This window comes from Klebsiella sp. HN106 (genome assembly GCF_051209435.1).
In the GTDB taxonomy this organism is placed as follows: domain Bacteria; phylum Pseudomonadota; class Gammaproteobacteria; order Enterobacterales; family Enterobacteriaceae; genus Klebsiella; species Klebsiella oxytoca.
The window spans coordinates 133,606-160,605 of the sequence record NZ_JBLURD010000012.1; the positions used below are offsets into that span (position 1 = coordinate 133,606).

23 protein-coding genes and 1 pseudogene are annotated in these 27,000 nt (G+C 55.8%); 9 read left to right on the plus strand and 15 right to left on the minus strand.

Features of this window, described 5'->3' with window-relative positions; all coding sequences use genetic code 11:
• Positions 1-57 precede the first annotated feature (57 nt).
• From topA to acnA, 4 genes are all read left to right on the plus strand, one after another.
• Entirely contained in the window at positions 58-2,655 is a 2,598-nt protein-coding gene (gene topA, locus ACSIPU_RS22860) for a type I DNA topoisomerase (protein WP_004101389.1), read from the plus strand.
• Between the two features lie 327 nt (positions 2,656-2,982).
• Positions 2,983-3,957, plus strand: a complete 975-nt coding sequence (gene cysB / locus ACSIPU_RS22865; RefSeq protein ID WP_004101390.1) for an HTH-type transcriptional regulator CysB — start codon at positions 2,983-2,985, stop codon at positions 3,955-3,957.
• 245 nt (positions 3,958-4,202) lie between these two features.
• A complete protein-coding gene (locus tag ACSIPU_RS22870; RefSeq protein WP_004101391.1) occupies positions 4,203-4,370 on the plus strand; it encodes a YmiA family putative membrane protein in 168 nt (55 codons plus the stop codon).
• 397 nt (positions 4,371-4,767) lie between these two features.
• Positions 4,768-7,440, plus strand: coding sequence for an aconitate hydratase AcnA (acnA, locus tag ACSIPU_RS22875; protein ID WP_016808523.1), 2,673 nt, complete (start codon positions 4,768-4,770; stop codon positions 7,438-7,440).
• Between the two features lie 63 nt (positions 7,441-7,503).
• Here the strand turns inward: acnA and ribA are convergent, their stop codons facing one another.
• Positions 7,504-8,094: a GTP cyclohydrolase II gene (gene ribA, locus ACSIPU_RS22880; protein ID WP_004101393.1), complete on the minus strand. Its 591-nt coding sequence runs from the start codon at positions 8,092-8,094 to the stop codon at positions 7,504-7,506.
• A gap of 162 nt (positions 8,095-8,256) precedes the next feature.
• On the opposite strand from ribA, the gene pgpB reads away from it, so the two are divergent.
• The 5 genes from pgpB (at position 8,257) to yciH (ending at position 11,900) form a co-directional block, all read left to right on the plus strand.
• Entirely contained in the window at positions 8,257-9,024 is a 768-nt protein-coding gene (gene pgpB / locus ACSIPU_RS22885) for a phosphatidylglycerophosphatase B (protein ID WP_004101394.1), read from the plus strand.
• 135 nt (positions 9,025-9,159) lie between these two features.
• Positions 9,160-9,468 (plus strand): LapA family protein, encoded by a 309-nt coding sequence (locus ACSIPU_RS22890; protein ID WP_004101395.1) that lies wholly within the window; start codon positions 9,160-9,162, stop codon positions 9,466-9,468.
• 6 nt (positions 9,469-9,474) lie between these two features.
• Positions 9,475-10,644, plus strand: coding sequence for a lipopolysaccharide assembly protein LapB (lapB, locus tag ACSIPU_RS22895; RefSeq protein ID WP_004101396.1), 1,170 nt, complete (start codon positions 9,475-9,477; stop codon positions 10,642-10,644).
• A 192-nt stretch (positions 10,645-10,836) separates the two neighbouring features.
• The gene (gene pyrF / locus ACSIPU_RS22900; RefSeq protein WP_017146059.1) at positions 10,837-11,574 is read left to right on the plus strand and encodes an orotidine-5'-phosphate decarboxylase; all 738 of its coding nucleotides are present in this window, start codon (positions 10,837-10,839) and stop codon (positions 11,572-11,574) included.
• Positions 11,574-11,900 (plus strand): stress response translation initiation inhibitor YciH, encoded by a 327-nt coding sequence (gene yciH, locus ACSIPU_RS22905; RefSeq protein WP_004101399.1) that lies wholly within the window; start codon positions 11,574-11,576, stop codon positions 11,898-11,900. Before pyrF ends, yciH begins: the two co-directional genes overlap by 1 nt.
• 96 nt (positions 11,901-11,996) lie before the next feature.
• Here yciH and osmB read toward each other — a convergent pair whose 3' ends face one another.
• The 14 genes and pseudogenes from osmB to ACSIPU_RS22975 form a co-directional block, all read right to left on the minus strand.
• Positions 11,997-12,215 carry an osmotically-inducible lipoprotein OsmB gene (gene osmB, locus ACSIPU_RS22910; RefSeq protein ID WP_004139496.1) on the minus strand — a complete coding sequence of 73 codons (219 nt, stop codon included), beginning with the start codon at positions 12,213-12,215 and terminating at the stop codon, positions 11,997-11,999.
• 277 nt (positions 12,216-12,492) lie between these two features.
• The gene (gene yciT / locus ACSIPU_RS22915; RefSeq protein WP_004101403.1) at positions 12,493-13,242 is read right to left on the minus strand and encodes a DNA-binding transcriptional regulator YciT; all 750 of its coding nucleotides are present in this window, start codon (positions 13,240-13,242) and stop codon (positions 12,493-12,495) included.
• Positions 13,243-13,314: 72 nt separating this feature from the next.
• Positions 13,315-13,497, minus strand: coding sequence for a YciZ family protein (locus ACSIPU_RS22920; RefSeq protein WP_004101405.1), 183 nt, complete (start codon positions 13,495-13,497; stop codon positions 13,315-13,317).
• 177 nt (positions 13,498-13,674) lie between these two features.
• Positions 13,675-15,609, minus strand: coding sequence for an exoribonuclease II (locus ACSIPU_RS22925; protein WP_004101407.1), 1,935 nt, complete (start codon positions 15,607-15,609; stop codon positions 13,675-13,677).
• A gap of 81 nt (positions 15,610-15,690) precedes the next feature.
• Positions 15,691-16,839, minus strand: a complete 1,149-nt coding sequence (locus ACSIPU_RS22930; protein WP_004101409.1) for a carboxymuconolactone decarboxylase family protein — start codon at positions 16,837-16,839, stop codon at positions 15,691-15,693.
• 183 nt (positions 16,840-17,022) lie between these two features.
• Complete coding sequence (gene fabI / locus ACSIPU_RS22935; protein WP_004101419.1) at positions 17,023-17,811, minus strand: enoyl-ACP reductase FabI; 789 nt, start codon at positions 17,809-17,811, stop codon at positions 17,023-17,025.
• A gap of 210 nt (positions 17,812-18,021) precedes the next feature.
• Entirely contained in the window at positions 18,022-18,564 is a 543-nt protein-coding gene (locus ACSIPU_RS22940) for a HutD/Ves family protein (protein WP_004101421.1), read from the minus strand.
• Between the two features lie 18 nt (positions 18,565-18,582).
• Positions 18,583-19,392 (minus strand): putrescine export ABC transporter ATP-binding protein SapF, encoded by an 810-nt coding sequence (gene sapF / locus ACSIPU_RS22945; protein WP_004101423.1) that lies wholly within the window; start codon positions 19,390-19,392, stop codon positions 18,583-18,585.
• A 1-nt stretch (position 19,393) separates the two neighbouring features.
• The gene (gene sapD / locus ACSIPU_RS22950; RefSeq protein ID WP_004101425.1) at positions 19,394-20,386 is read right to left on the minus strand and encodes a putrescine export ABC transporter ATP-binding protein SapD; all 993 of its coding nucleotides are present in this window, start codon (positions 20,384-20,386) and stop codon (positions 19,394-19,396) included.
• On the minus strand, positions 20,386-21,276 hold the full coding sequence (sapC, locus tag ACSIPU_RS22955) for a putrescine export ABC transporter permease SapC (RefSeq protein ID WP_004101427.1): 891 nt from the start codon (positions 21,274-21,276) through the stop codon (positions 20,386-20,388). The genes sapD and sapC overlap by 1 nt, the downstream gene beginning before the upstream one ends.
• The gene (sapB, locus tag ACSIPU_RS22960; RefSeq protein WP_004101442.1) at positions 21,263-22,228 is read right to left on the minus strand and encodes a putrescine export ABC transporter permease SapB; all 966 of its coding nucleotides are present in this window, start codon (positions 22,226-22,228) and stop codon (positions 21,263-21,265) included. The genes sapC and sapB overlap by 14 nt, the downstream gene beginning before the upstream one ends.
• Positions 22,225-23,868, minus strand: coding sequence for an ABC transporter substrate-binding protein SapA (gene sapA, locus ACSIPU_RS22965; protein WP_004101448.1), 1,644 nt, complete (start codon positions 23,866-23,868; stop codon positions 22,225-22,227). Before sapA ends, sapB begins: the two co-directional genes overlap by 4 nt.
• A 369-nt stretch (positions 23,869-24,237) precedes the next feature.
• Positions 24,238-24,522, minus strand: coding sequence for a hypothetical protein (locus tag ACSIPU_RS22970; RefSeq protein ID WP_016808546.1), 285 nt, complete (start codon positions 24,520-24,522; stop codon positions 24,238-24,240).
• A gap of 165 nt (positions 24,523-24,687) precedes the next feature.
• Positions 24,688-27,000 (minus strand): annotated as a pseudogene (locus tag ACSIPU_RS22975) (helix-turn-helix domain-containing protein).

A 27,000-nucleotide genomic window follows, 5' to 3' on the forward strand; every position in this document is an offset into this window, starting at 1 on the left:
GATGGTGAATCAATGTGCGATGTATTCCTGGATGAATCAAATTAGGTAAAGGTGAATATGGGTAAAGCTCTCGTTATCGTTGAGTCCCCGGCAAAAGCCAAAACGATCAATAAGTATCTGGGTAATGACTACGTGGTTAAGTCCAGCGTCGGTCATATCCGCGATTTGCCGACCAGTGGCTCAGCATCTAAAAAGAGCGCCGACTCTACCTCCACCAAAGGGGCTAAAAAGCCTAAGAAGGATGAACGCGGCGCTCTGGTCAACCGTATGGGCGTGGACCCATGGCATGACTGGAATGCGCACTATGAAATACTCCCGGGTAAAGAAAAGGTCGTTTCTGAACTCAAACAGTTGGCGGAAAAAGCCGACCACATCTATCTCGCAACCGACCTTGACCGCGAAGGGGAGGCCATTGCATGGCACCTGCGGGAAGTTATCGGTGGTGATGAACAGCGCTATAGCCGCGTGGTGTTCAACGAGATTACCAAGAATGCTATCCGTCAGGCTTTCGAAAAGCCGGGCGAACTGAATATTGACCGTGTTAACGCTCAGCAGGCGCGTCGCTTTATGGACCGCGTGGTGGGCTATATGGTTTCTCCGCTGCTGTGGAAAAAAATTGCCCGCGGTCTGTCCGCAGGCCGCGTCCAGTCGGTTGCGGTACGTCTGGTGGTCGAGCGCGAGCGCGAAATTAAAGCGTTCGTTCCGGAAGAGTACTGGGAAGTTGACGCCAGCACCACCACCCCAGGCGGCGATGCATTGCCGCTGCAGGTAACGCACAACGGCGATAAGCCGTTCCGTCCGGTAAGCCGTGATGAAACCATGGCGGCCGTCGCGCTGCTTGAAAAAGCCAGCTACAGCGTGCTGGAGCGTGAAGACAAACCGACCAGCAGCAAGCCGGGCGCGCCGTTTATCACCTCCACGCTGCAGCAGGCCGCCAGCACGCGTCTTGGCTTCGGCGTGAAGAAAACCATGATGATGGCCCAGCGACTCTATGAAGCGGGACACATTACCTATATGCGTACCGACTCGACGAACCTGAGCCAGGATGCGCTGAGCATGGTGCGCGGCTACATTGGCGATAACTTCGGCAAGAAGTATCTGCCGGAGAGCGCGAATCAGTACGCCAGCAAAGAAAACTCACAGGAGGCGCACGAAGCTATTCGTCCTTCCGACGTCAACGTGCTGGCCGAAACCTTAAAAGATATGGAATCTGATGCGCAGAAACTGTATCAGCTGATCTGGCGCCAGTTTGTCGCCTGTCAGATGACTCCTGCGCAGTACGACTCCACCACGCTGACGGTAAAAGCCGGCGATTTCAAACTGAAAGCCCGCGGCCGTACGCTGCGCTTTGACGGTTGGACTAAGGTGATGCCAGCCCTGCGTAAAGGCGATGAAGATCGTACTTTACCGCTGGTCAATAAGGGCGACAGCCTGAGCCTGGTCGAACTGACGCCAGCGCAGCACTTTACCAAGCCGCCGGCGCGTTTTAGCGAAGCCTCGCTGGTTAAAGAGCTCGAAAAACGCGGCATCGGCCGTCCGTCTACCTACGCGTCAATCATTTCGACCATTCAGGATCGCGGCTACGTACGAGTGGAAAACCGCCGTTTCTATGCGGAAAAAATGGGCGAAATCGTCACCGATCGACTGGAAGAGAACTTCCGCGATCTGATGAACTACGACTTCACCGCGCAGATGGAAGACCGTCTTGACCAGGTGGCGAACCATCAGGCCGAGTGGAAGCAGGTGCTCGACAGCTTCTTCGGGGACTTCACTTCGCAGCTGCAAACGGCAGAGAAAGATCCGGAAGAGGGCGGCATGCAGCCGAACCCTATGGTGCTGACCAGCATTGACTGCCCAACCTGCGGGCGCAAGATGGGGATCAGGACCGCCAGCACCGGCGTGTTCCTTGGCTGCTCGGGCTATGCGCTGTCGCCGAAAGAGCGCTGCAAAACCACCATTAACCTGGTGCCGGAAAACGAAGTCCTCAACGTGCTGGAAGGCGATGACGCCGAAACCAATGCATTGCGGGCCAAACGCCGCTGTAAAAAATGCGGCACGGCAATGGACAGCTACCTTATCGATCCGAAGCGCAAGCTGCACGTCTGCGGTAATAACCCGACCTGCGATGGTTACGAGATTGAAGAGGGCGAATTCCGCATCAAGGGCTATGACGGTCCGATCGTTGAGTGTGAGAAATGTGGCTCCGAAATGCACCTGAAAATGGGGCGTTTTGGTAAGTACATGGCCTGCACCAACGACGAGTGTAAAAACACCCGTAAGATCCTGCGTAATGGGGAAGTGGCTCCGCCGAAAGAAGATCCGGTTCCGCTGCCGGAACTGCCGTGCGAGAAGTCAGACGCCTATTTCGTCCTGCGCGATGGCGCGGCGGGCGTATTCCTTGCCGCTAATACTTTCCCGAAATCCCGCGAAACTCGCGCGCCGCTTGTGGAAGAGCTGTTCCGCTTCCGCGATCGTCTGCCTGAGAAGCTGCGCTATCTGGCCGATGCGCCGCAGCAGGATCCGGAAGGCAACAAAACGCTGGTGCGCTTTAGCCGCAAAACTAAACAGCAGTATGTTGCTTCTGAGAAAGAGGGTAAAGCGACCGGCTGGTCAGCCTTCTATATCGACGGTAAATGGACCGAAGCGAAGAAATAACCTCCCCTGAGGGCCGCGTTGCGGCCCTTCATTCATTTCCCAGGTGACTGATCTCCCAAGTTAATCAGCTTTTTTATCTCCCGCCTTATAACTGTCTTATTATTTTTTGTTAGTATCTATACATAGTAGATATAAATGATATAGTGGTTATAGCTAATCTCTTTTTTATTATCAAATCGTCTTATACATCATCGTCTTCAGGATACGTTGTGGCGTCTAAATGGCGAGTCGCAGAGAGGCAGAGCCAGACTGGATTGCCAGCCGGATCGTCGCCTGAACGTAAAATGTATTAAGCGGGTTCATTTTACGCGCTATCGGATATCAGCCATGAAACTACAGCAGCTCCGCTATATCGTTGAGGTTGTTAACCATAATCTGAACGTCTCCTCTACTGCCGAAGGTCTGTATACCTCACAGCCGGGCATCAGCAAGCAGGTTCGCATGCTGGAAGATGAGCTGGGAATTCAGATTTTCGCCCGCAGCGGCAAACATCTGACCCAGGTTACTCCTGCGGGCCAGGAGATCATCCGCATCGCTCGCGAAGTACTGTCGAAGGTGGATGCGATTAAATCGGTGGCCGGAGAGCACACCTGGCCTGACAAAGGTTCGCTGTACGTGGCGACCACGCATACCCAGGCGCGCTACGCGCTGCCGGGGGTTATCAAAGGTTTTATCGAACGCTATCCCCGCGTCTCGCTGCACATGCATCAGGGCTCGCCAACGCAAATCGCCGAGGCGGTGTCGAAAGGCAATGCCGACTTCGCTATCGCTACGGAAGCGCTTCATCTCTATGATGATTTGGTCATGCTGCCGTGCTATCACTGGAACCGTTCCGTGGTCGTGACGCCTGAACATCCGCTGGCGTCGCGAGAGTCGGTATCGATTGAAGAGCTGGCGCAGTACCCATTGGTGACCTACACCTTCGGTTTCACCGGTCGTTCTGAACTGGATACCGCCTTTAATCGCGCTGGTTTAACCCCGCGCATCGTGTTTACCGCGACTGACGCCGATGTGATTAAAACCTATGTCCGCCTGGGGCTTGGGGTAGGGGTAATAGCCAGTATGGCGGTCGACCCGGTTTCCGATCCGGACCTGGTCAAGCTGGACGCCAACGATATATTCAGCCACAGCACCACCAAAATAGGCTTCCGGCGCAGCACCTTCTTACGAAGCTATATGTATGATTTTATTCAACGATTTGCACCGCATCTGACCCGAGACGTGGTCGATACCGCGGTCGCTCTGCGCTCAAATGAAGATATTGAGGCCATGTTCAAAGATATTAAGTTACCGGAAAAATAACCGCAGAAAAAATGATGGCATCCTCACGGGGATGCCAAAACCTATAATGACCTGAATTTGAATATCTAAACGTTGTCTGAATCACAATTTTCGTTAACTCCTCATACCAGATTTGCAAATATACCTGTCGCGATCAAAATAATGATTAAAGATATCTGCCGGGAAGCGAATTCGCTGGATTAATAGCGCATCCATAATTAAGATTTATCTGTGGTTAGCAATTCTTAGCGATTGGTGGTGAAAAAATGATTAGTGATATCGATTATATGAAGTTTACGATGTCACAGGAACGTGACAAGACTGAGATAGATCCGGTTTTGAGAAGTAAGGCCTGGAGCGCCGTTATCCTTGGGCTTGCGATGTTCTGGAGCGTCATTGCTCTGGTTATCTGCAACGTTTGGTTTCTAAGCTAGAGCACCTGCCAGTCAAAATGGTTGTGTCAGTTTTATGACAAGTGAAATATTGAGAATAATTTCCATCTGATAAAAATAGCGGCAATAAGGAGGATATAATCTTTCTCTTTTTAGATTCGCTCAATAAATTTTCTCTATTGGACTAATCGGCAAAATAATGACGATTAGTCCTTCTTTGTACTCGCGTACTAATACACCTTAGTTGTTGAAGTAAACGCACCTTCTTCAATGCTTCTCAATATTACCACCCTCTATTATTCAAATTTCCTGTCTTAATCCGCTTAACCTATTTTAGCAATTTGAGTTGTTATCAAAGTGTTACATCAAAGATGTGTTATCTTTAATAATGACCCTGAGGAGGATCAGGGGATGCTATCCCTAAGGTAAAGGAGGAGCTATGTCGTCAACCCTACGAGCAGCCAGCAAGGATACGCTTCAGGTTAAAGATAAAACCTGGCATTACTACAGCTTACCGCTGGCCGCCAAAGAACTGGGCGATCTCTCGCGCTTGCCCAAATCACTTAAAGTGCTACTGGAAAACCTGCTGCGCTGGCAGGACGGTGATTCCGTCACCGCCGAAGATATTCATGCCCTTGCCGGATGGCTGCAGCATGCCCATGCCGACCGGGAAATTGCCTACCGTCCAGCGCGCGTTCTGATGCAGGACTTCACCGGTGTTCCCGCCGTCGTCGATCTGGCGGCGATGCGCGAAGCGGTAAAACGCCTGGGAGGCGACACCGCCAAAGTGAACCCGCTTTCTCCTGTCGACCTGGTCATTGACCATTCGGTTACGGTAGACCGTTTCGGTGATGATGATGCCTTTGAAGAAAACGTCCGGCTTGAGATGGAGCGTAACCATGAGCGCTATGTCTTCTTACGCTGGGGACAACAGGCTTTCAGCCGCTTCAGCGTGGTGCCGCCGGGCACCGGGATTTGCCACCAGGTTAACCTGGAATATCTCGGTCGGGCGGTATGGGGCGAACAGCAAAACGGCGAGTGGGTAGCCTTCCCGGACACGCTGGTCGGTACCGATTCACATACCACAATGATTAACGGTTTAGGCGTACTCGGCTGGGGCGTGGGCGGTATCGAAGCGGAAGCCGCCATGCTTGGACAGCCGGTATCCATGCTGATACCGGACGTCGTCGGCTTTAAGCTGACCGGCAAGCTACGTGAAGGTATCACCGCGACGGACCTGGTCCTGACGGTCACTCAGATGCTGCGTAAACATGGCGTAGTAGGTAAGTTTGTTGAATTCTACGGCGATGGCCTCGATTCCCTGCCGCTGGCGGACCGTGCGACTATCGCTAATATGTCGCCGGAGTATGGCGCAACCTGCGGCTTCTTCCCGATTGATGCGGTCACGCTTGACTATATGCGCCTGACCGGGCGCAGTGAAGAGCAGGTGGCGCTGGTGGAAGCCTATGCGAAAGCCCAGGGGATGTGGCGTCAGCCCGGAGATGAACCGGTCTTCACCAGCACGCTGGCGCTGGATATGGGTAGCGTCGAAGCCAGTCTGGCAGGGCCGAAGCGTCCCCAGGACCGCGTGGCTCTCGGCGATGTGCCTCATGCCTTTGCTGCCAGCACCGAACTGGAGGTGAACCACGCGCAGAAAGATAAGCGACCAATCGACTATACCTTAAACGGGCAGCAGTACTCGCTACCGGACGGGGCGGTGGTGATTGCTGCGATCACCTCCTGTACGAATACTTCCAACCCCAGCGTGCTGATGGCCGCTGGCTTGCTGGCGAGGAAAGCTGTCGAGCTGGGCCTCAAACCGCAGCCGTGGGTTAAAGCATCGCTGGCGCCGGGATCGAAGGTGGTTTCCGACTATCTGGCCCATGCAAAGCTGACGCCCTATCTGGATGAGCTGGGATTTAACCTGGTCGGTTACGGCTGTACCACCTGTATCGGTAACTCTGGGCCGCTGCCGGATCCCATTGAGCGGGCAATCAAGCAGGGCGATCTGACCGTCGGGGCCGTGCTTTCCGGCAACCGCAACTTTGAAGGACGTATTCATCCGCTGGTAAAAACTAACTGGCTGGCTTCACCGCCGCTGGTGGTCGCCTACGCTCTGGCGGGTAATATGAATCTTGACCTGACGCGTGAACCATTAGGGACCGGTAAAGAGGGTCAGCCGGTGTATCTGAAAGATATCTGGCCGAGCGGCAGCGAAGTGGCCCAGGCAGTTGAGCAGGTCTCAACGGAGATGTTCCGCAAAGAGTACGCTGAAGTATTTGAAGGGACCGCCGAGTGGAAGGCGATTAAAGTGGATCGCTCTGATACCTACGACTGGCAGGATGATTCGACCTATATTCGTCTGTCGCCCTTCTTTGATGAAATGGGCGTTGAACCTGAACCGGTGGAGGATATTCATGGCGCGCGCATTCTGGCCATGCTGGGCGACTCGGTTACCACCGACCACATCTCACCGGCGGGCAGCATTAAAGCCGACAGTCCTGCGGGGCGTTATCTGCAGAATCACGGCGTCGAACGCATCGACTTTAACTCCTACGGCTCACGTCGCGGCAACCATGAGGTGATGATGCGCGGCACCTTTGCCAACATCCGTATACGTAACGAAATGGTGCCCGGCGTGGAAGGGGGAATGACCCGCCATCTTCCGGATAGCCAGCCTATTGCTATCTACGATGCTGCAATGCTCTATAAAGCGGAGGGCACGCCGCTGGCGGTCATTGCCGGCAAAGAGTACGGTTCCGGCTCCAGCCGCGACTGGGCGGCTAAAGGCCCGCGTTTGCTGGGCGTCAGGGTGGTGATTGCCGAGTCATTCGAGCGTATCCACCGCTCCAACCTGATTGGTATGGGGATTCTGCCGCTGGAGTTTCCGCAAGGGGTAACGCGCAAAACGCTGGGGCTGAACGGCGAGGAGCGGATTGATATCAGCAACCTGCAGGCTCTACAGCCAGGTATGACGGTACCGGTCAAGCTCACCCGCGCGGACGGTAGTCAGGAGGTCATTGAGTGCCGCTGCCGTATCGATACCGCGACTGAGCTGACCTACTATCAGAACGACGGTATTTTGCACTATGTGATCCGCAATATGCTCTAAACCTGCGTCTGATATAAAAAGGGCCAGCATATGCTCTGGCCCTTTTCTTATTAATGCGGCGGATTATTTACTCAGCAGGTGGCCCATTTTCGCCGCCTTGGTATCGAGATAGTGGGCATTTTTCGGGTTGCGGCCCACGATCAGCGGCACGCGTTCGACAATGTTGATTCCGGCTTCGGTAAGGATCTCAACCTTCTTCGGATTGTTGGTCAACAGACGCACCTGTTCAACGTTGAGCAGCTTAAACATATCCGCGCACAGGGTAAAATCACGCTCATCGGCGGCAAAGCCCAGCTGATGATTAGCCTCGACGGTGTCATAGCCTTGATCCTGTAAAGCGTAAGCGCGAATTTTATTCAGCAGGCCGATATTGCGCCCTTCCTGCCGGTGATACAGCAGGATACCGCGCCCCTCTTCGGCAATATGCGACAGCGCCGCTTCCAGCTGAAATCCGCAATCACAGCGCAGGCTAAAAAGGGCATCGCCCGTGAGACACTCAGAGTGTACGCGGGCCAGCACCGGGGATTGCCCCGAAATATCGCCGAAAACCAGCGCGACGTGATCCTGCCCGGTTGCCAGTTCTTCAAAACCCACCATGAGAAAATCGCCCCATGGGGTTGGCAGTTTGGCTTCTGCCACACGTTTAAGCTGCATGTGATTCTCCAGATTCTATCAGCACCTGACTGTGCTTCTGTTTGCCGCTATTTTGCCACAACGGCGCGACGTTCTCCTAATTGCGTACGGTTACCTGCGCGCAAAGCGCACAAACGAACTACTTTCCGTTATGATATTGAGGTCAAAGAATAAGGAGATGAAATGCTGTTGATTGCCAGACGAACCGCCGTTGGCGCGGCCCTGCTATTGATCATGCCTGCTGTGGTGTGGATTTCCGGCTGGAAATGGCATCCGGAACTGTCGGCAGGCATGATGAAGCTGCTGTACTGGGTGACCGAGACGGTGACGCAACCCTGGGGCATCATCACGCACGTTATTTTATGCGCCTGGTTCCTGTGGTGTCTGCGATTTCGTCTGCGCGCCGCGGTAGTCCTGTTCCTGATTCTGGGCGCCGCGATCCTGCTGGGTCAGGGTATGAAGTCGTGGATTAAAGACCGCGTTCAGGAGCCTCGCCCCTTTGTCATCTGGCTGGAACAGGCCCGGCAGGTGCCGGTCACCCAATTCTACACCTTGAAACGCAAAGAACGCGCTAAACTGGTGCATGAGCAGCTGGCCCAGGAGCAGCAAATTCCGCACTTTTTGCGTAAGCACTGGCAAAAAGAGACCGGCTTCGCTTTCCCTTCTGGTCACACCATGTTTGCTGCCAGCTGGGCGCTGCTTGGCGTAGGTCTGCTGTGGCCCCGGCGTCGTTGGGTAACCATGGCGCTGCTGCTGACGTGGGCCGTAGCGGTGATGGGGAGCCGCCTGGCGCTGGGCATGCACTGGCCGCAGGACCTGATCGTCGCGACGCTCATTTCCTGGCTGCTGGTGACCCTGGCGACCTGGCTTGCCCAGCGGTTCTGCGGTCCGCTATCGCCGCCGGGTGAAGAGGCGCAGGATATTAAAAAAAGGGCGGCAGCGCCGGAATAGTGTTGATATTGCCAGCTTCAGGCCGCATATCCTGTACTGGCGTCATGCATTTCCATTTCACCGCTGCGGCGAAAATGATACTTTATAGGGCTGAACGCGGGATTCTTACGCGCAACCCACATAACGGGAAGTCATGTGAAATATTTTCTAATTTTCTTATTGGTGTTAGCAATCTTCGTCATTTCAGTGACGCTGGGAGCGCAGAATGACCAGGTGGTCACGTTCAACTATTTGCTCGCGCAGGGTGAATTCCGTATCTCAACGTTGCTGGCCGTGCTTTTTGCTGCCGGTTTTGCCATCGGTTGGTTGATTTGCGGCCTTTTCTGGCTGCGCGTCCGCGTCTCTCTGGCGCGTGCCGAGCGCAAAATTAAGCGTCTGGAGCATCAGATTGCGCCAGCCGGCGCTGCGCCCGCTGAAGCCGGTGTTCCTGCGGTGAAGGAATAATCATTTATGCTGGAGTTGTTGTTTCTGCTTTTGCCCGTTGCCGCAGCATATGGCTGGTATATGGGGCGCAGAAGTGCACAACAGTCCAAACAGGACGATGCGAGCCGTCTGTCGCGTGACTACGTTACAGGGGTTAACTTCCTGCTGAGCAATCAGCAGGATAAAGCCGTCGATCTGTTCCTCGATATGCTGAAAGAGGATACCGGCACCGTCGAAGCCCACCTTACGCTGGGCAATCTGTTTCGCTCGCGCGGCGAAGTTGACCGCGCTATCCGCATTCACCAGAGCTTAATGGAAAGCGCCTCGTTAACTTACGATCAGCGCCTGCTGGCGGTTCAGCAGCTGGGGCGCGATTATATGGCAGCCGGGCTGTATGACCGGGCGGAGGGGATGTTTAAACAGCTGGTGGATGAAACGGATTTTCGCCTTGGTGCATTACAGCAGCTGCTGCAGATTTATCAGTCAACCAGCGACTGGCAGTCGGCGATTGAAGTGGCGGAACGCCTGGTTAAGCTCGGTAAAGAGAAGCACCGCGGCGAAATCGCCAACTTCTGGTGCGAGCTGGCGCTGCAGCAAATGGCGGGCAATGACCTGGATAAGGCCATGGCGCTACTGAAAAAAGGCGCCGCTGCGGACAAGAACAGCGCTCGCGTCTCCATCATGATGGGACGGGTGTGGATGGAGAAGGGCGACTACGCTAAAGCCGTCGAGAGCCTGGAACGGGTAATTGAGCAAGACAAAGAACTGGTCGGTGAAACCCTGGAGATGCTGCAAACCTGTTACCAGCAGCTGGGGAAAATCGACGAGTGGGAAGCGTTTTTACGCCGCTGCGCGGATGAAAACACCGGGGCGACGGCCGACCTCATGCTGGCACAAATCCTTGAGCAGCGAGAAGGAATTGAGTCCGCGCAAAACTATGTGACGCGCCAGCTGGAGCGCCACCCGACGATGCGCGTATTCCATAAACTGATCGATTACCATATTAATGAAGCCGAAGAGGGGCGGGCGAAGCAGAGCCTGGGTGTTCTGCGCCAGATGGTGGGCGAACAGGTCCGCAGCAAGCCGCGTTACCGCTGTCAAAAATGTGGTTTCACCGCGCATACGCTGTACTGGCACTGCCCGTCGTGCCGCTCGTGGTCCACCATTAAGCCAATTCGCGGCCTGGATGGGCAGTAAATTTAAAAAAACGCGCGCTTTAGTTACAACATACTAATGGATTTATCTTCATCATCTCCTCCGGCTACGGTAGCCGAATCGTCCGGCAGACAGGGAAATGCAGCCTGTTATTTTTGCCTTATCGCAGGTAGAATGCTGCCCGTTTACCTTTTTTGCGCCGAACCGGCGCTCATCAACAATTAAGGTCCGGCCATGACGTCTACTGCTACATCTTCTTCCCGCGTTGTCACATCTTCTCCCGTCGTCGTTGCTCTTGATTATGATAACCGTGATAAAGCGCTGGCGTTTGTCGACCGTATCGACCCGCGCGACTGTCGCCTGAAGGTGGGTAAAGAGATGTTTACTCTACTGGGGCCGCAGTTTGTTCGCGACCTGCATCAGCGCGGTTTCGAGGTCTTTCTCGATCTAAAATTTCACGATATTCCGAATACCACCGCCCGCGCGGTCGCCGCAGCGGCTGAGCTCGGCGTCTGGATGGTCAACGTTCACGCTTCCGGGGGGGCGCGTATGATGACCGCCGCACGTGAAGCCTTGCAACCTTTCGGCAAAGACGCCCCGCTGTTAATTGCCGTCACCGTGCTAACCAGCATGGAAGCCAGCGATCTACAGGATCTGGGGATTACGCTTTCTCCAGCCGACTACGCCGCGAAGCTGGCGGAGCTGACCCAGCGCTGCGGTCTGGATGGCGTGGTCTGCTCGGCGCAGGAAGCGGTTCGCTTTAAACAAGAACGGGGCCAGGCGTTCAGGCTGGTGACGCCGGGCATTCGTCCACAAGGCAGCGACGCCGGCGACCAGCGGCGAATTATGACGCCGGAGCAGGCGCAGGCAGCTGGCGTGGATTATATGGTCATTGGTCGCCCGGTCACTCAGTCTGCCGATCCTGCCGCTACGCTGCGCAGCATCAACGCATCGTTGAATAAGGAGGCATGATGAGCGATTCCAATAGCCGACTGGTGTACTCAACGGACAGCGGTCGTATTGATGAACCTAAACCGGTACATGCGCGCCCGAAAGGGGACGGTATCGTGCGCATCCAGCGGCAGACAAGCGGTCGTAAGGGTAAGGGCGTCTGCCTGATTAGTGGGATTGATGAAAATGATGAAGCGCTGGCTAAACTTGCCGCCGAGCTGAAAAAGAAATGCGGCTGCGGTGGGTCGGTAAAGGACGGTGTGATTGAGATTCAGGGCGATAAGCGCGAGCTGCTAAAAACGCTTCTTGAAGCCAAAGGAATGAAGGTTAAGCTGGCTGGCGGTTAATCAATAATAAGGCCACGATAATTATCGTGGCCTTCAATTTTTTGCTGGTGTACTGGTCAGCTAATATAAACTTTAATTTAATTGCTTGCGGTTAAATTATTTACCTACCTGGTGGCCAATAATACCGCCGACTGCCGCGCCGCCCAGGGTACCCAGGGTGCTGCCATCGGTAAGCACCGCGCCACCGAGCGCACCGGCGCCTGCGCCGATAGCGGTATTACGATCGCGTTTAGACCAGTTCGAACAAGCGCTCAGAGACATTGCAACAGTGACGGCCAGAACCACAGCGGCCATTTTTTTGTTCATTGAAGTCATCATTTTTTTTCTCCTGAATAATCTATTCATGGATACAACTTCCCTTAAGCATAGCTTGTTACGCCAGCTCGGGGAGTATTCCATGAAGCTTTAGTTGCGCAGGTGTTGCTCTATTCACGCAGGTGATAGTTACTTCCTGTTATATCGCTAACATTAATTCTACTTTCAATAAATTTTTCAGGCAGGTAAAAAGTCTGAATTCAGCGGTCAGATAAGTCTCAGACGAGAGCTATGCCGGGTACGGCCCGGCATACTAAAGGCAAAGCAGGGAGAACGATCAGGGATGGTTGACGATATTTACGGTTAAGCCGCACTGCGTTAACTGGTTATGCACGGCATCGTTTAGATTGTCGTCGGTAATAATGCGGTTGAATCGGCCGATCGGCCCGAGCGGATATGGGTGCACAACGTTGAACTTCGAGCTATCGCTCAGCACAATCGCCTCACAGCCCTTTTCAAGCACCGCGTTCACCACATCGGCGCGCATCATATCTCGTCCGGTAAATCCGGTTTCGGCCTGCCAGCCGTCGATGCCGATAAAGGCCTTGCTGAAGTGAACCTGCTGAATAAACTGCCGCGTGAGAGGACCAACCATGCTTTCGCTGCGCTTCTGGTAGATTCCACCCAGCAGGATCACTTCTCCGGGCGTCTCTTTCAGTAGGTGAGCGATATAGCTGCTGACGGTGATGATAGTGATATCGCCGCGCTCGGCGAGCGTACGGGCGAGCAGGGCGTTGCAGCTGCCGTTTTCGATAAATACCGTTTCCCCGGAGGAGACGAGCGTAGCGGCCCGCGCAGCCAGCTCTCGCTTAATGGCGAAATGGGTCATCATGCGGGTTTCCACATCTTCGCTGTCCAGCGGAACGGCGAAGCCGTGGGTACGTCGCAGGTAGCTCTGCTTTTCTAATGAGTTTAAATCCTGGCGAATGGTGACTTCAGAGACACCGGTCATTTTCGCGAGATCGGCCACGCTCATACGGCCTTTATCGATGACCATTTGCAAAATACTTTGTTGTCGGGCGTTCATAGCAACTTCGCAGTTAAGGGCTGTTTGGGCGAGCGATCGGGCCAGGATGCCCGATTGCGGCGGTGTAGATTATCAAATTTCCCACGGGGCCTTAGGCTGGCCGGGTTTGTTTTCCTGTTCGTCGTTCGAAAGCGCCTGAAGTTCAGCTTTCAGAATTTCGAGGTTATGGATCGCGGAGTGATAATCCCCGGCAACCAGAATATCCAGCACGGTATCGATACGTTGGGCGAGCAGGCGAGCATTCAGATCTGACATGGCGTTATCCTGGTTACAAATGTGAATAAAATCAATGATGCTAAAAACGGATGAAAAAGAGAAGCGAAAAAAACGCACAACTTTACTCATCGACGATAATTAGCGGACAACGCGCGGAACACCTACGGGAAGGGCTAAAACGCGGCTCCGGGTAAGGGAGCCGCATTGAACAGTCTATCAGGCGGCAGGGCGCGCAATCACGCTACGGGTTTCCATGCGGACTTCGGCAATCGTGACATCGATAACATCCGTCACCTTATATACGACCTCGCCTTTAATTTGCACGGTACCGCTTTCCTGGCTGCAAACCAGCTCATCGCGTACGGCGTGGAGGAATGGGGCCGGGATAAAGGCAACCGCGCCGTTATCAACCAGTCGAACACGCATACCGCCGCGGCTGACATCGATAATTTCAGCAGCAAAGCGAGTATTAGTGCCGGCCTGCGGCTTCAGATAGCGGGCGTACAGCCAGTCGCCGACGTCGCGCTCCGCCATGCGGTTGAGGCGGCGACGTTCCGCCATTTGCACCGCAACGTCATCCTGCGGACGAGAGATGGTTTCCCCTTTGATAATCGCTTTCAGCAGACGATGGTTGATCATATCGCCGTACTTACGGATTGGGGAGGTCCAGGTTGCATAGGCTTCCAGACCCAGGCCAAAGTGCGGGCCCGGCTCGGTGCTGATTTCGGCAAAGGACTGGAAACGGCGAATACGGCTGTCGAGGAAACCGGACGGCTGCGCGTCCAGTTCGCGACGCAGTTTGCAGAAGCCCTCCAGCGTCAGTACTTCCACCGGATCAACGTGAACATCGTGGGTTTTCAGCAAGGCCGCGAGCTGCTCGGTATTGGCCGGATCGAATCCGGTATGTACGTTATACACGCCGAAACCGAGCTTATCGCGCAGCACGCGGGCGGCGCAGATGTTGGCGGCAATCATCGACTCTTCAACGATGCGATTAGCGATACGACGCGGTTCGGCAACGATATCCAGCACTTCGCCTTTTTCGCCCAGCACAAAGCGATAATCCGGACGGTCCTTGAACACCAGCGCGTGGTTTTTGCGCCATTCGCTACGGCGCAGGCAGGCATCGTGCAGCAGGTTAATTTGCTGCGCGATTATCTCGCTCTCCGGCTGCCAGCCGCCGTTATTTTCCAGCCAGTCGGACACATCATCGTAGGCCAGCTTCGCTTTCGATTCGATGGTCGCCGCGAAGAACTGAATATTGTCTTCGATGGCCCCGTCAGCAGCCAGGATCATACGGCAGGCCAGAACCGGACGAACTTCGTTGGGGCGCAGGGAGCAGAGGTCATCAGAGAGTTCGCGCGGCAGCATCGGAATGTTGAAGCCCGGCAGATAGTTGGTAAAGGCGCGAATTTTTGCCGTATTGTCCAGCTTGCTGCCTTCGGCAATCCAGGCGGTTGGATCGGCGATGGCGACAGTCAGGTGCAGCTTACCGTCAGCGGCCAGCTCGGCGTACAGCGCATCGTCCATATCTTCGGTGCTGGCGCTGTCGATGGTCACGAAAGTCAGCGCCGTTAAATCGCGGCGTTCCAGACCCTCATCAAGCATCTCGGTCGCTACCCCATTCGGCGCTTCTTTTTCCAGATTATGGCGCGCCAGGGTGACCCACCATGGTGCGAAATGATCGTCGCCGAAGGTAATGTACTGGGTGAGCTCAGCGTAGAAACCGCGGTCACCTTTCAGCGGATGACGGCGCATTTCGGCAACGGCCCAGTCACCCTCTTTAAAATCATGCTCTACGCCGCGAGCAGCGCGGCAGGGAATGGCATCTTTCAGCAGCGGATGGTCAGGAACGATGGAAAGACGGTCGTCTTTCTTATGAACTTTGCCGACAAAACGCGTCAGGAACGGCTCAACCAGTTCTTCCGGCTCAGCGCTTTCGCGTTCTTTTTCAGTATTGACCACGGCAATAATACGATCGCCATGCATGACTTTTTTCATTTGCGGCGGCGGAATGAAATAGCTTTTCTGAGAGTCGACTTCGAGGAAGCCAAACCCTTTTTCCGTCCCTTTAACGACCCCTTCAACGCGCGGAGTCTGGGAATGCAGTTGCTGTTTAAGCTGCGCTAGCAGCGGGTTGTCCTGAAACATAATTTCTTATTTTCGTGGCTAAAAGAGCGGCTGACATTTTTACGCGAATATGCCTGCCGCAGCAAGCGCTGTTTCAGCATTTTACGTCTGCTGACATCCATTGCCGAGGGCGATTTTCAGACGATTCATCCAACCGCATAGCCCGCACCAGGCGAGAAGATCGATGGCGGCGGTGCGGGAAAGCCCGCATTCCGTCAATGGGCTTAGGTGGGCGGCGCTAAAACGGTCAGGGGAGCGGGTTAAAAGCTGTATGGACTGTAAAAGCCGGTGCTCGATGACATGCTCTTCTCTGCGCGACTGCGCGTCAGGAACGATACCGCGTAAAGCATCGGCAAAATCCGGACATCGCGAGGCCCAGGCATTGAAGCAGCTGATGCTGCCGTTAATCCGCGCTGCGATCAGCGCCACCTGAGCGGCGAACGGCGGCTGATCGCTGAGGTGGCTCAGGAGCAGTTCCTGCAGATCCAGCGGCGGTTCCTGGGTCGCCAGCAGCGGCGCCAGTTCAAACAGGCCGGGATACTTTTGCCATTTTGCCAGCAGCGACTGACGCTCATCATCGGCATAGCGTAAATCTGAGTCGTCGAGTCCGGGCCGCCAGTCGCTCTCTCGGGCAATGAAAAGCGCCTCTGGCGCATCTTCCTGCTGCGGCATCCCGGGGATCCAGCGCACCGGGTAACCCAGCGCGGCGTGAAAGGCGGCGATAGCGCGCGCCTGGAAGCCGATAAAGCCAATAATCTGATTGATAAGAATAATGTCGCGACTGGTCAGGCCGACTTCGTCAAGCTGGCTGCGGGAGAGCGCGTTGATCAGTGAAGGAGAGCTCGCCAGCTGGCGGGCGTATTGGGTAATTTGCGCCAGGCGTCGATTGCTTTCACGCGAGGAGTCCGGGCCGGGAAGCGGCGCCAGGCGGGCTGCGTAGTGATTGCATAGCCGCTGAACGCCATAAACCTGGGCGACGGTCAGCGCCGTGCTAAGCCGGTCATAGGCGCTAAATGTCTGTAGACGATTTACGCTCACAGAAGCAGGAAACAGGGCATCAGCCAGCCGTCTGGCGGGTGCCAGCCAGCGCGCATGCGCCTTAAGCAGATCTTCAGGTAGCGTGAGATCGAGGAGAAAACGATCTTCGACATGGGCGGCTTCAGGGACGAGCGGCAATACATCCACCGGGCAGATTGTTGACTGGGTCTCATGATACCAGTGGTTTTTGCCGTAAACGCGGCGTTGCTCCATGGGCGTTCCTTGTTCGGTATGTGGCAAACCGCCGTTTCGCGGTCATGCTATGCGGAACTATCCTGGCTTAACCCTGGTGCAGGAGAAAATATTGATACGTGCTAACAAATAGCGGATTGGAATAACAGAAAGGTAAATATGCAGAAAAGACCCCTCCTCACGGACGTAAGGAGGGTGAACAACTTATTTGATTTCCAGCTCGTTCATGGCGGCGATGTTGAAGCCGCCGTCAACGTGAACGACTTCGCCGGAGATGCCGGCAGACAGGTCGGAGCACAGGAATGCTGCGCTGTTACCCACGTCTTCAGTGGTGACGGTGCGACGGATCGGAGTGACCGCTTCGCAGTGCGCCAGCATTTTACGGAAATCTTTGATACCGGAAGCCGCCAGGGTACGGATTGGACCGGCAGAGATGGCGTTAACGCGCACGCCTTCCGGACCCATGGCGTTAGCCATGTAGCGGACGTTAGCTTCGAGGGAGGCTTTCGCCAGACCCATCACGTTGTAGTTCGGGATGGCGCGCTCTGCGCCCAGGTAGGAGAGCGTCAGCAGGGCGGAGCCCGGGTTCAGCATACCGCGGCAGGCTTTCGCCATCGCCACAAAGCTGTAGGCGCTGATATCGTGAGCGATTTTGAAACCGTCGCGGGTAACCGCATTAACGTAGTCGCCGTCCAGCTGATCTGCCGGAGCATAGCCGATAGAGTGTACGAAACCGTCAAACTTAGGCCATACTTTTGCCAGCTCGGTGAACAGAGACTCGATGCTCTCGTCTTCCGCCACATCGCACGGCAGGACAATGTTAGAACCCAGCGCGGCGGCAAATTCTTCCACACGACCTTTCAGTTTTTCGTTCTGATAGGTGAACGCCAGTTCAGCCCCTTCACGGTGCATTGCTTGTGCGATGCCCCAGGCGATGGACAGTTTGCTGGCAAGGCCAGTCAACAGAATGCGCTTACCGGAAAGAAAACCCATAGCTTTTAATCCTTATCGTTATTGCGTATTTTTACTTTAACAATCATCTGGTTAGCGTTGTTATTTCAAAATAACTCAAATTTAGCCGGGAATTATATCCCACTGACGACCCCTTGTGTCACGATATTTTTCTGCCATTTGCCACGGTCTGGCGCGCTTTGGCTACCGTGCGTACAAGAGTATACCATCTGATATTGCGGCGATCTGGGGTTAGCGGCGCTCGATTTCCGCCAGTAAAAGCCGGGCGTCCTCAGAGTGCGGGATCAGCTCGCCAGGCGGTTGATTCTGCCACCAGATCCCCGAGCCGGCCTGGTAAATCGTATCCGCCATCCGCCAGTGTCCCCGCAGAACCCATGCGATACCCTCCGCGCCGGGCCGCTGCGGTTCAGCGACGACGATAACCCGCGAGGCGGCACGCGCGCGCTGGGTCATAATATTGAAATCGAGACCGCGTCCGCTAATGCCTTCGCTGGCAAGAGGCCATTCGCCGGCAAAAGCCCATGGCTGCCAGAGCATCAGGCGCTGAGCAATATTGTCGCCCCGTAGCCACAGCGGCTGGCCCTCAAGAAGGGTGATGACCCGGTCAACGCCGGGAAAAGGAGAAAACGGGCCATCCTTTTCCAGCGTAGCGATACTGGCGCGCCAGAGAAACGGCGCATCTGGCGAGGCAACGCTGACAATTTCACGCGTTTCCCCACCGCCGTTTTTCCACGGCGTGACCGGCAGGGTAGAAAACTGAACCGGAACAATCATCGCAATTTTCGCCTCGGATTATTTACCGTCTTTACGCCAGGCATCGGCGGTCAGCGCCTCGCCGAAATGGCCGGCAATCAGACGTTTTGTCAGATCGTGCAGCGGAGAGGCCAGTACGTCGGCGGTGCTGCCGCGTTCGACCACTTCACCCTGGTGCATCACCAGCACCTGATCGCTGATGTGCTTCATCATGCCCAAATGCTGGGTAACGTAAATGTAGGAGATACCCTGTTTTTCCTGCAGCTCCAGCATCAGGTTAATCAGTTGAGAGCGCATTGACATATCCAGCGACGCCAGCGCTTCATCGCAGACGATCACTTTCGGGCGCAGGATCAGCGCCCGCGCCAGGCCCAGACGCTGTTTTTGGCCCGGTGCCAGCATATGCGGATAATAGCTGACGTGGTCAGGCAGCAGACCAACCATGCGTAACGTTTCGATAATCTGCTTCTGCCGCGCCTCGGGTTCGAGGTCGGTATTGAGACGCAGAGGGAAATCGAGGATTTGCGAAATTCGCTGCCGTGGATTGAGCGAGGTCGACGGATCCTGAAAAATCATGCGAATCTTCTGGCTGCGGAAAGAGAAATCTCCAAACGCCAGCGGATGGTCATCAATCAGCAGTTCGCCTGTGCTGGGTTCGACCATCCCGGCTAGCATTTTCGCCAGCGTCGATTTGCCGGAGCCGTTTTCGCCGATAATCGCCAGAGTCTGGCGCTCGCGCAGGGTAAAGCTTAACGGCTTAACCGCCTCTACCGTTTGCCGGTGAAACCAGCCGGTGCGGTAGCGAAAGGTCTTACTCAGATTGCGTACTTCAAGCAATGTTTCGACCATTTCACTCTTTCTCCATGTTCAGCGGGAAGTGACAGGCATAGAGGTGGTTGCGCGCGCCCACCAGCCGGGGCGTTTCGATACATTCACGCTGGGCGTAAGGGCAGCGCGGCCCGAGCCGGCAGCCGATAGGCAGCTGTTCGAGCAGCGGAATAGCGCCCGGCAAGGTATTGAGCCGACTTTTGTGCGGCATGGCGCTGCCGAAATCGGGAATCGCCCGAATCAGCGCCTGGGTATAGGGATGATGAGGAATCGTCACCAGCTCCTCGCTCGGCGCGGTTTCCACCGTCTGCCCGCAGTACATGACGTTAATTTTGTCCGCCCATTTACTGAGCATCTGCATATCGTGACTGATCAACAAAATCGTGGTGTTGTTGTTTTGGTTCAGCCGCGTCAGCAGGCGGATGATTTGCGCCTGTGTTGTCGGCTCCATGGCGTTAGTCGGTTCATCGGCGATCAGCAGCCGCGGCTGGTTAGCCAGTGCGATGGCGATCATGACCTTCTGACACTCACCATCCGTCAGCTCGTAGGGGAAGCTGCGCATCGCATCTTTATGGTCTTTAATCCCCACGCGGTGCAAGAGCTCAATGGCGCGCCGCTTGCGCCAGCCAAAACGTTGCCACCAGCGGCCTTTAAAGGTCCAGCCGGGGATATTCTGCGTGAGTTGTTCGCCGATACGTTCGGAAGGATCGAGACAGGATTGCGGCTCCTGAAAAATCATCGAGACGTTGTGGCCCACCAGTTTACGCCGTTCGCGCACTGAGAGACGCAGCAGATCGATATCGTCGAAACGCATACGGTCGGCGGTCACCCGCCAGTTGTCTTTGGTGACGCCGCAAATCGCTTTGGCAATTAAGCTTTTACCCGAGCCGGATTCTCCGACCAGGCCGCGAATTTCCCCCTCAGCGAGGGTCAGGCTGACGCGATCGACGGCTTTCACCCAACCTTCGTTGGTTTTGAATTCAATGGTTAAATTTCGGATATCGAGTAACGGCATTATTCCACCCCGGCGATAATTGCGCGGCGGATCCCGTCGCCCAGCAGGTTAACCAGCAGGACGCTAATCATAATGGCCGCGCCCGGCAGCATCACCGTCCACGGCGCAACGTAAATCAGCTCCAGCGCGTCGCCGAGCATCGCTCCCCACTCCGGGGAAGGTAGCTGAGCGCCGAGGTCGAGGAAACCCAGCGCGGCGATATCCAGAATCGCCATCGAGAGCGCTCGGGTGATCTCCGTAACCAGCCCAGAGGTAATATTTGGCAACACCGCGAACCATAAAATATTCAGGGTTGACGCTCCGTCAAGGCGGGCGGCGATAACATACTCTTTTTCCAGCTCGTCGTGCACCATGCTGTAAACCGAGCGTACCATGCGCGGCAGAAGCGCCAGCCAGACGGCGAACATCGCGTGGCTGAGGTGAGGTCCGGCGAAGGCGACCACGATGATGGCCAGCAGCAGTGACGGGATCGACAGCAGGGTATCAAGAATATGGTTCATTACCGCCGAGCGCAGGCCGTGGGTCGCACCGGCAATCACACCAAGCACCAGACCCAGTAGGGTAGCGCCCAGCGTCACCACAAACGCGCCGCCGACCGTTGGCGCCGCGCCGCTCAGCAGGCGGCTAAGAACGTCGCGGCCCAGATCGTCGGTACCAAGAAAGAACGAGACTTCGCCGTAGCGCGACCATGACGGCGGCAGCAGTTGATAGCCAAGGAACTGCTGATCGATACCGTAAGGCGCGAACCAGCTGCCGAAAACGCACAGTAGCACCAGCGCCGCGCAGCCGTACAGGCCGATCATAGCGGTAGTATCGCCATAGAATTTTCGCCAAACGGTGCGCAGCGCACCCGGCGGGCGCTTCTCCAGATAGACGCTATCGTAGGGCATACCATTCCTTATGTTTCAGTGGGTTAGCCATAGCCCCCAAAATATCGGATATCACGTTCACAATAATCACCAGCGCGCCGATGACCATCACGCCCGCTGAGATTGCGGCGTAGTCCTGTTGGCGAATGGCGTTAATGAGCCAGCGGCCCAGTCCCGGCCAGCTAAAGACCATTTCGGTAATCATCGCCAGCGTTAGCATGGTGGAAAACTGCAGACCCAGGCGCGGAATCACCGGCGGCAGGGCGTTATGCAGTACGTGACGGTGTAAAATTGTCCGCCGCGATACGCCACGGGTGGCCGCAGCTTTGACATAGTTGGTGTCGTACACTTCGCTGGTGCTGATGCGCATCAGACGGATCACTTCCGTCGTCGGCGCCACTGCGAGGGTCAGCACCGGCAGCACCATATGGCGCGCCGCGCTGACGATCATTTCATGACGCCACGGCGAATCGGAAAGCCACGCGTCGATCAGCGCAAAGCCGGTGACCGATTTCACTTCGTACAGCAGGTCGAAGCGCCCGGAGACCGGGAACCAGCCCAGGGTGAGGGAGAAAAATAGGGTCAACAGCAACGCCAGCCAGAATACGGGGATCGAGAAGCCCAGCAGCGCCAGGGCGCTAATCAGGGTATCTTGCCATTTGTTGCGCATAATCCCCGCCAGCATGCCGACGGGGATCCCGATCACCAGCGCGAAGCCGAAGGCGAGGATACACAGCTCCATCGTGGCAGGGAATACCTCTTTAAGCTGCTCGGAGATCGGCTGCCCGTTGATGCTGGAGACGCCAAAATCCCAGTGCAGCACGCCCTCAAACCAGAACCACCAGGCGTTCCACAGCGAGGCGCCCTGCAGCGGCGCGTGAGGCGTAAAATAGCTCAGGCTAAAACCGACAAACGTCAGCAGAAAGAGCGTAATCAGCAGCAGCAGCAGGCGACGCAGGGTAAAAATAATCATGGTTTTTGCACCTCGTCTTCTTTTTCCCGCGAGACGCCGGCAAAAGAGGCGTTGCCAAACGGACTCAGCACCAGGCCTTTCATGTCGTAACGATAGGCCTGAAGACGCAGGGAGGAAGCCAGCGGCAGAACCGGCAGTTCATCAGCAAGAATGCGTTGGGCCTCTTTATAAGCTTCAATGCGCGAAGCCAGCTGCTGGGATGTCAGCGCTTTTTGCAGCACGTCGTCGAATTCACGATGACACCAGTGAGCATAGTTGGTTTGTGAGGCAATCGCCGCGCAGCTCAATAGCGGACGGAAGAAGCTGTCCGGATCGTTACTGTCCGTTGCCCAGCCGGAAAGCGTCAGATCATGACTCATATCCATTAATCTGGCTTCCTGAAAACGCCCTTCGACCGGCACAATGATCACCTTCACGCCAATTTGCGCCATATCCGCCTGGATAAGCTCGGCGGTTTTCAGGGGGCTGGGGTTCCAGGCCTGCGAACTGGTCGGGACCCATAGTTTAAGCGTCAGCTGTTCCAGCCCCAGCGCTTTAAGCCTGGCGCGAGCTTCCGCAGGATTATATTCGGTGATTCTGGCGTCGTTATCATAGGCCCAGGAGGCGCGAGGCAGCATTGAAGCTGCGGTTTCCGCCGTTCCGTAATAGATTGACTGCATCAGACGCTGATTATTGATGGCCAACGCCAGCGCGTGACGGACCTCCGGATTATCGAGCGGCGGCTTAGCGGTATTGAACGCCAGCCAGGCGATGTTCATTCCCGGGCGCAGGGTCAGGCGAAGGCGCGGGTCGTCACGCAGAATAGAGAGCTGGCTGGCAGCGGGCCAGGCCAGCACATCACACTCGCCGGTCAGCAGTTTTGACAGTCGTCCGGTACCGCCGGAGCCCAGATCGACCACCACCTGCGGCATCAGCGGTTTACCTCGCCAGTAGGCCGGGTGGCGCTGCAGACGGATATATTGCCCGCTGCGATATTCCTCAAGCTGGAACGGGCCGGTGCCAACAGGTTGACGATCGATCAGCTCCTGACGATCGCTCTGGGCCAGCTTTGCGGCATACTCCGCCGACATCACCGAGGCGTAGTGGGTAGCCAGGTGCCACAGGAAGGAAGCATCCGGTCGTTTGAGGCGAAATTCAACGGTGTGGTTATCCAGCTTACGCACGCTTTCGACGCTGTCGGCGAACTGTAAGCTATCGAAATAGGGGAAGCTGCTGCCGTTCACGTTGTGCCACGGATGGTCGCGGTTAAAAATCCGGCCAAAGGTAAAAATCACGTCGTCAGCGTTGAAATTGCGGGTCGGCTTAAACCAGGCGGTGGTCTGGAACGGCACGTTGTTTCGCAGGTGGAAGCGGTAGGTGGCGCCGTTATCCAGCACCTCCCAGCTTTCTGCCAGTTCCGGGACCAGGCGGTAGGTATAGGGGTCAACATCAAGCAGTCGATCGTACAGCTGGGCGGCAAGAGTATCGACAATCAGACCGCTGCTGACCTTTTGTGGGTTGAAGGTGTTAACCTGGCCGCTTACGCAATAAACAAAACCGCTATCGCGAATATCCGCGTTAGCAGGCAGGGCGGGCGCGGCAAAAGCTTGCCCGTACAGCATAGACACCGCTGCCAGGAGAGAAGACAATTTCAGGCGCATAGTTTCTTATTGATTATAGAGCAAGGCTCTATCTTATTAATATTAAATAACATTTACCACCACCTTATTGCTTATGGAGATAATTTAAGCGATGGTTGCGTCGGTTATTTGACCAACTAATTCAAATTCATACCGCTTATTAACTTCGAGTATACCTCTTAATTCACCCTGCGTTTGGCAACAGGCGAAGAGACGGGAAGCGCAAATATGAATTTCATCGATTCAAATGCAGAACGGCTCGCGGGCACGTATTGTCGTAAGCATAGCGCTTCTCTGCGCCGCAGACGCCCAGATGTTTGCCACATGGTAGCTTTTTATTTGCGGATTCTCCAGCGAGCCGTGCCGGCACGACCGCCGGAGAAAGGGGCGCTACAGCGGCAGGAGCCGGTTATAACGTGCAATATAGTCTTTTGGGGTGATTTCAAGCTTTCCGCCATCAGGATGGTTCGCGACATACGTACGCAGCACCAGGCCGCTTTTTTGCGGCGTGATTTCCCAGCCTTGCAGACGATAGGAATCTTCGGTTGAACGAATAAGCAGGTCTGAAAAGATCATCATGACCGTGAGCGCCGGGGCTTTGTGGCTTTTCATGGTATGAACCAGGCTGACGTGCGCGGCATAGCGGCCAAGCGTTGAGGAATTAACCGGAATCATCTGTATTTTCAGTCCATTGAGTCATCATGCGCCGATGATAGTTCACATCAGTATATCTTACCAGTTACAAATGTTTAACCATGATGACGGCCCGGGCGCATCCAAAACCCTTAACTTTGTCCCTGTTTGCCTCCGCAGGTCATGGTAACCATTCATGTGACGCTGTCACTTCATTTCATTAAGAGGCGTAAATTCATACAGCGCCAGCGCGTTGCTCTCCAGCGAATCGACGAGCTGCCAGCGATCGCTTGCGGGGGTTTCTTCGCTCACGCGCAGGGCCGGGCGCGCCTGGTGCATCAGCCAGCGATACTCTTCTTCATCCGGGCCGCTCTGGCTGCGAAAAGCCTCGAAAAGCGGAAAGAGCGCGCCATGATGCCGATCGAAGAGATGATGTTTGATGCGCTAGCGTCCATCAAGGCCGAGCAGGCGCACGCTCCATGGCTGACTAAAGCGCTGGATAAACGCCTCCTCGCTGGAAAGCCAGGGATTGAAAACCACCGTATTGCGCAGCAGCAACTGGTAATGGCCGTTATCGCGCAGCAGCAGCAAATTTTTTTCGTTAATCACCACTTCGCCCCGCAGCCTGCGCCACAGCCACAAGACCCAATACACCGGTCGCGGCAAACCGTGGAGATAGTGCAGCGCCAGGCTGGAGGTATCAAGCTTGCCGTTAGCGCCGGCTTCCCCTTGCAGCCCGGAATTCAGCCAGAACCCCGCCAGCCACACCTGGTCTGCCAGCCCCAGCAGATTATCCATCAGTAGCGCGCCGCGAAAGAAACGGCCGTTGGTGTCGCGAGTATCGCCGGTCAGGGTATTCCACGACAGTAGCCAAAGCGGTAACAGCAGCTGCCGCTGGCGCAGCGCGCTGTGGAGCTTGCGCATTTTAAGCACCGGGTAATTCTCGCTGGCGGCCAGCCTCTGGCTATCAATCTGCGCCAGATCCAGCAGTTCATTCGCATCTGCCTGGCAGGCAAGAAAATCCGCCTCGGCCAGCAGCGGTGAACAGAGGAGGGGATCGTCCTCCACGTTTTGTGAAAAGCGGTGCCAGATCCCCAGCGCCGACTGCGGCGAAAGCGCCTGGAGGATCGTTTTTTGTTGCCGCCAGGCATGCTGGCGCGCCTCATCGCTGGCCTGCGGGGACCAGTGCCAGACAAAACGCCAGCTGGCGAGGGTTGCCGGTGGAAAATGGTTGGCGGACAGGCGCAGAAAACGCTGTAGCAGATCGCCGCGGGTGGTGATACCGGTATGCAGTATTACCGCCCAGCCCATCGACGCCAGCCAGCTAAAAATGCGCTGCAGGTTATACCAGCAGGCATACCCGGCCAGCTGCGCATCGTCCCAGCCGGTACCGAACAGGCGGCTACTGAGAAACGGATCGTGAACGTCGATGGCGAATATCGGCAGCGAGTTGTGCAGTTCTTCGAGCTCCTGACGGACATCCTCGCGCAGCAGGTCATCCAGTTCCCGAACGGTAACGACGATGCGCGTGTGCCGCAGCGGCGTACCGCGCGCCGGTAGCTGGCGCACATCAAGATGACGGGTTTGCTGGGGATTGAGCCGCAGCGGCGGGCTATCCAACCCATTGATCTGCGGCGCATTGAGCCGGGAATATAGCCTGTCTATAGACACTGGTTGCCACAGCTCAGCCCGTTGAACGCGTGGACGAGGGGATTCAACCGCCGTTTGCGTATGCTGCTGGCGAAACTGGCGCGGCGTCAGACCGTGTTCGTGTTTAAACAGGTCGCTCATCACCCGGCTGCTGGCAAAGCCCTGTTGCTGAGCGATCTGCTGTATCGATTTACGCGTCATCGTCAACTGCTCAGCAGCTTTACGCAGGCGAAGCCCGGTGATGTATTGCATAAAGCTGACGCCCACCTCTTTGCGGAACAGACGCGATAGCCAGGCCTCAGAAACAAATTCGGCGGCGGCTATCTCCTGCAGCGACAGGCGCCGTTGATAGTTGGCGTCGATTCGCGCCACTACCCGATTTATTCGCTGACTCCAGCGTTCGGCTCCGCGAGGCGCCAGGGCGGTGAGGGGACGGCTGAAGCGTGACGCCAGCAGAAGAGCAATTTCGCTAAGCCAGCGGTTGGCCTCCAGCCGGTAGTGGGCCTGCGGATTGACCAGACCGAGGACCAGCAGCTGGCGCATCAGGTAGCGCAGGGTATCTTCGGCATCGCGGGTTTCGTTGCTGCTCTGGTAGGCAGAGGCAAAAAAATCGCCGTCGAGGCGGGTCAGCCATCCAGCGTTCAGCGACAGCGCCATCACGACGTTCGCCGTCTTGCTGTGCAGGCTCCAGCGGCGATGCCGATTCACTATCGCCAGTTCATCAGCCTGCAGGTTCCGGCCCGACTCGCCATCGCGGAGTTCGACGCTGCCCTCAAGCAGCCATATTAGCGTCAGCGTCTCGTTTTCCTGCTGGCTCAACTGGCGGATATCGCGAACCGTAACCTGAAAGTCGCCTGAATGATGATCCAC

Coding starts and splice junctions, on each gene's coding strand:
- topA (WP_004101389.1), top strand. CDS start 58: ATGGGTAAAGCTCTCGTTATCGTTGAGTCCCCGGCAAAAGCCAAAACG.
- cysB (WP_004101390.1), top strand. CDS start 2,983: ATGAAACTACAGCAGCTCCGCTATATCGTTGAGGTTGTTAACCATAAT.
- ACSIPU_RS22870 (WP_004101391.1), top strand. CDS start 4,203: ATGATTAGTGATATCGATTATATGAAGTTTACGATGTCACAGGAACGT.
- acnA (WP_016808523.1), top strand. CDS start 4,768: ATGTCGTCAACCCTACGAGCAGCCAGCAAGGATACGCTTCAGGTTAAA.
- ribA (WP_004101393.1), bottom strand. CDS start 8,094: ATGCAGCTTAAACGTGTGGCAGAAGCCAAACTGCCAACCCCATGGGGC.
- pgpB (WP_004101394.1), top strand. CDS start 8,257: ATGCTGTTGATTGCCAGACGAACCGCCGTTGGCGCGGCCCTGCTATTG.
- lapB (WP_004101396.1), top strand. CDS start 9,475: ATGCTGGAGTTGTTGTTTCTGCTTTTGCCCGTTGCCGCAGCATATGGC.
- pyrF (WP_017146059.1), top strand. CDS start 10,837: ATGACGTCTACTGCTACATCTTCTTCCCGCGTTGTCACATCTTCTCCC.
- yciH (WP_004101399.1), top strand. CDS start 11,574: ATGAGCGATTCCAATAGCCGACTGGTGTACTCAACGGACAGCGGTCGT.
- osmB (WP_004139496.1), bottom strand. CDS start 12,215: ATGACTTCAATGAACAAAAAAATGGCCGCTGTGGTTCTGGCCGTCACT.
- yciT (WP_004101403.1), bottom strand. CDS start 13,242: ATGAACGCCCGACAACAAAGTATTTTGCAAATGGTCATCGATAAAGGC.
- ACSIPU_RS22920 (WP_004101405.1), bottom strand. CDS start 13,497: ATGTCAGATCTGAATGCTCGCCTGCTCGCCCAACGTATCGATACCGTG.
- ACSIPU_RS22925 (WP_004101407.1), bottom strand. CDS start 15,609: ATGTTTCAGGACAACCCGCTGCTAGCGCAGCTTAAACAGCAACTGCAT.
- ACSIPU_RS22930 (WP_004101409.1), bottom strand. CDS start 16,839: ATGGAGCAACGCCGCGTTTACGGCAAAAACCACTGGTATCATGAGACC.
- fabI (WP_004101419.1), bottom strand. CDS start 17,811: ATGGGTTTTCTTTCCGGTAAGCGCATTCTGTTGACTGGCCTTGCCAGC.
- ACSIPU_RS22940 (WP_004101421.1), bottom strand. CDS start 18,564: ATGATTGTTCCGGTTCAGTTTTCTACCCTGCCGGTCACGCCGTGGAAA.
- sapF (WP_004101423.1), bottom strand. CDS start 19,392: ATGGTCGAAACATTGCTTGAAGTACGCAATCTGAGTAAGACCTTTCGC.
- sapD (WP_004101425.1), bottom strand. CDS start 20,386: ATGCCGTTACTCGATATCCGAAATTTAACCATTGAATTCAAAACCAAC.
- sapC (WP_004101427.1), bottom strand. CDS start 21,276: ATGCCCTACGATAGCGTCTATCTGGAGAAGCGCCCGCCGGGTGCGCTG.
- sapB (WP_004101442.1), bottom strand. CDS start 22,228: ATGATTATTTTTACCCTGCGTCGCCTGCTGCTGCTGCTGATTACGCTC.
- sapA (WP_004101448.1), bottom strand. CDS start 23,868: ATGCGCCTGAAATTGTCTTCTCTCCTGGCAGCGGTGTCTATGCTGTAC.
- ACSIPU_RS22970 (WP_016808546.1), bottom strand. CDS start 24,522: ATGATTCCGGTTAATTCCTCAACGCTTGGCCGCTATGCCGCGCACGTC.